A 2,962-nucleotide genomic window follows, 5' to 3' on the forward strand; every position below is an offset into this window, starting at 1 on the left:
GGAGGTGGCGTTTTTGCTGGGGTGCGGCATGACCTGAAGGCGAACATTGAGAACGGCTCGGGCCGGTGGCGCGCCGCGATCTAAAGCCAAGCGGGGTCTGGAATGTGGGAGGGGGCTTGCCCCCGATAGCGGTGTTTCAGCCAGCCTATCTGCTGCTCACCCACTGCAATCGGGGGCAAGCCCCCTCCCACATTTGCTCCCATTTTCACATTGGGTATGCGGGGTTGTCAGGCTTTTTGCCAGACCTTGGGTTTGAAAAACAGGGTCTCACCACGCGCCAGACCGGTCAGGCTGTCATGGTCCTTCACCACTTCAGCCTCGATCAGCTCGGGCTGGCCTTCCACCTTGAGCGTCACCCGCGTAGTCGCGCCCAGCGGGCGAATATCGCGCACTTCGGCGGCATGGTGATCCTCCAGCTCATGGCGCGACAGCGACACTTCGTGAGGACGGAACAGCACATGCTTGTCCTCGCCCAGGTGCAGGCGGTTGGAGTCGCCGAGGAAGTGGTACACAAAATCACTGGCCGGGTTTTCGTAGACGTCACCCGGTGACCCGATCTGCTCGATCACGCCCTTGTTCATCACCACGATACGGTCGGCGACTTCCATGGCCTCTTCCTGGTCGTGGGTCACGAATACCGAGGTCAGGTTGATGTCTTCGTGCAGGCGCGCCAGCCAGCGCCGCAGCTCCTTGCGCACCTTGGCGTCGAGGGCACCGAAGGGCTCGTCCAGCAGCAGCACTTTCGGCTCCACCGCCAGGGCGCGAGCCAGGGCGATCCGTTGGCGCTGGCCACCGGAGAGTTGTTCCGGGTAGCGGTCGGACAACCAATCGAGCTGCACCATGTTCAGCAGTTCATGCACCTTGGTTGCGATCTGGCTTTCAGTCGGACGCTGGTTTTTCGGCTTCATGCGCAGGCCGAAGGCGACGTTGTCGAACACGGTCATGTGGCGGAACAGCGCGTAGTGCTGGAACACAAACCCGACGTTGCGATCGCGTACATCGTGGCCGGAGACGTCTTCACCGTGGAATACGATGCTGCCGTCATCCGGGGTTTCCAGGCCGGCGATGATGCGCAGCAAGGTGGTCTTGCCGCAGCCGGAGGGCCCGAGCAACGCCACCAGCTCGCCACTCTGGATGTCCAGATTGATGCTGTTCAGGGCCTTGAAGGCGTTGAAGTTCTTGCTGACATTACGGACTTCGATCGACATGACTTATTCCTCACCGGCGCTGTTGCGCAGGCGGTTGATACGGTTCTCGCTCCACTGCTTGAGCAGCAGGATGAAGAGCGCCAGGATCAGCAACAGGCTGGCCACCGCAAACGCGGCAACGTGGTTGTATTCGTTGTAGAGAATCTCGACGTGCAGCGGCAAGGTGTTGGTCACGCCGCGTATGTGGCCGGACACCACCGACACCGCGCCGAACTCACCCATCGCCCGCGCGGTACACAGCACCACGCCGTAGATCAGGCCCCACTTGATGTTCGGCACGGTCACATGCCAGAACATCTGCCAGCCATTGGCGCCCAGCAGGCGCGCCGCCTCTTCTTCCTGGGTGCCCTGCTCCTGCATCAGCGGGATCAGTTCACGGGCCACGAACGGCACGGTGACGAAGATGGTGGCGAGCACAATGCCCGGCAGCGCGAACACGATCTGGATGTCGTGCTCTTGCAGCCATGGCCCGAACAAGCCCTGGGCACCGAACATCAGCACATACACCAGGCCCGCGATCACCGGAGAGACCGAAAACGGCAGGTCGATCAGCGTCACCAGGATGCTTTTGCCACGGAACGAGTACTTGCTCACGCACCACGCGGCGCTGACGCCGAACACCAGGTTGAGCGGTACCGAAATCAACACGGCGATCACCGTGAGTTTCAGCGCCGACAGTGCGTCGGGCTCCAGGATCGCGGTAAAGAACGCGCCAAGGCCGTTCTTCAAACCCTGGGACACCACGATAAACAGCGGCAGCAACAGGAACAGGAGGAACACCAGCCAGCCAAGGCCGATCAGGATGCGTCGCGAAGCGGCACTGCCACGCCGGGCGGCATTGGCCGAGGACGCGGCGGAAATAGACGATTGGGACATGTTCCGCGCCTCCTTATGGACGTTCGATGCGCCGCTGCAACAAGTTGATCAGCAGCAGCAAGACAAAGGAAACCACCAGCATCAACACACCAATGGAGGTAGCGCCGCGGTAGTCGTATTGGTCGAGCTTGACCATGATCAGCAGCGGCAGGATCTCGGTTTTCATCGGCATGTTGCCGGCGATGAAAATCACCGAACCGTACTCTCCCACGCCACGCGCAAACGCCAGGGCAAAGCCAGTCAGCCAGGCCGGCAACAGCGCCGGCACGAGGATGTAGCGGAACACCTGCAACGGCTTGGCGCCCAGGCAGGCGGCGGCTTCTTCGATTTCCCGGGGGATATCGGCGAGTACCGGCTGCACCGTGCGCACCACGAACGGCAGGGTCACGAAGGTCAGCGCCAGGGTGATGCCCAGCGGCGAATACGCGATCTTGAAACCCAGGTCGGCGGCGAACTGCCCGACCAGGCCGGTCGGCGTGTACAACGCGGTGAGCGCGATACCGGCCACGGCGGTGGGCAAGGCGAACGGCAGATCGATCATCGCGTCGATGATCTTGCGGCCGGGGAAGGTGTAGCGCACCAGCACCCAGGCCAGCAGGGTGCCGATCACGCCGTTGATCAACGCGGCGTACAACGCGGTGCTGAAGCTCAGTTTCAACGCCGCCACCACCCGCGGCGCGGAGATGATGGCCCAGAACTGATCCCAGGTGAGTTGAGCGGCGTGTACGAACATCGCCGCCAGCGGGATGAGTACGATCAGGCTGAGGTACACCACGGTGTAGCCCAGCGTCAGCCCGAAGCCGGGTATGACGGGGGAAATACGACGCGACATAAGAGTCCTTGGTTAGCGGGAACGGTGACTGACTGTGGCGAGGGAG

At 62.1% G+C, this 2,962-nt stretch carries 3 protein-coding genes; all 3 read right to left on the bottom strand.

Annotated elements, in window-relative coordinates; genetic code table 11:
* Positions 1-227: 227 nt before the first annotated feature.
* Genes JWR98_RS28425 through cysT form a run of 3 tightly spaced genes read right to left on the bottom strand, consistent with a single transcriptional unit; the run spans position 228 to position 2,916 of the window.
* Positions 228-1,208, bottom strand: a complete 981-nt coding sequence (locus tag JWR98_RS28425; RefSeq protein ID WP_003170963.1) for a sulfate/molybdate ABC transporter ATP-binding protein — start codon at positions 1,206-1,208, stop codon at positions 228-230.
* Positions 1,209-1,211: 3 nt separating this feature from the next.
* Positions 1,212-2,084, bottom strand: a complete 873-nt coding sequence (gene cysW / locus JWR98_RS28430; protein WP_205491828.1) for a sulfate ABC transporter permease subunit CysW — start codon at positions 2,082-2,084, stop codon at positions 1,212-1,214.
* A 13-nt stretch (positions 2,085-2,097) separates the two neighbouring features.
* Positions 2,098-2,916, bottom strand: coding sequence for a sulfate ABC transporter permease subunit CysT (gene cysT / locus JWR98_RS28435; RefSeq protein WP_078731061.1), 819 nt, complete (start codon positions 2,914-2,916; stop codon positions 2,098-2,100).
* Between the last annotated feature and the right edge of the window lie 46 nt (positions 2,917-2,962).

The sequence above is a fragment of the Pseudomonas lactucae genome (assembly GCF_016937615.1).
Taxonomy (GTDB): Bacteria; Pseudomonadota; Gammaproteobacteria; order Pseudomonadales; family Pseudomonadaceae; genus Aquipseudomonas; species Aquipseudomonas lactucae.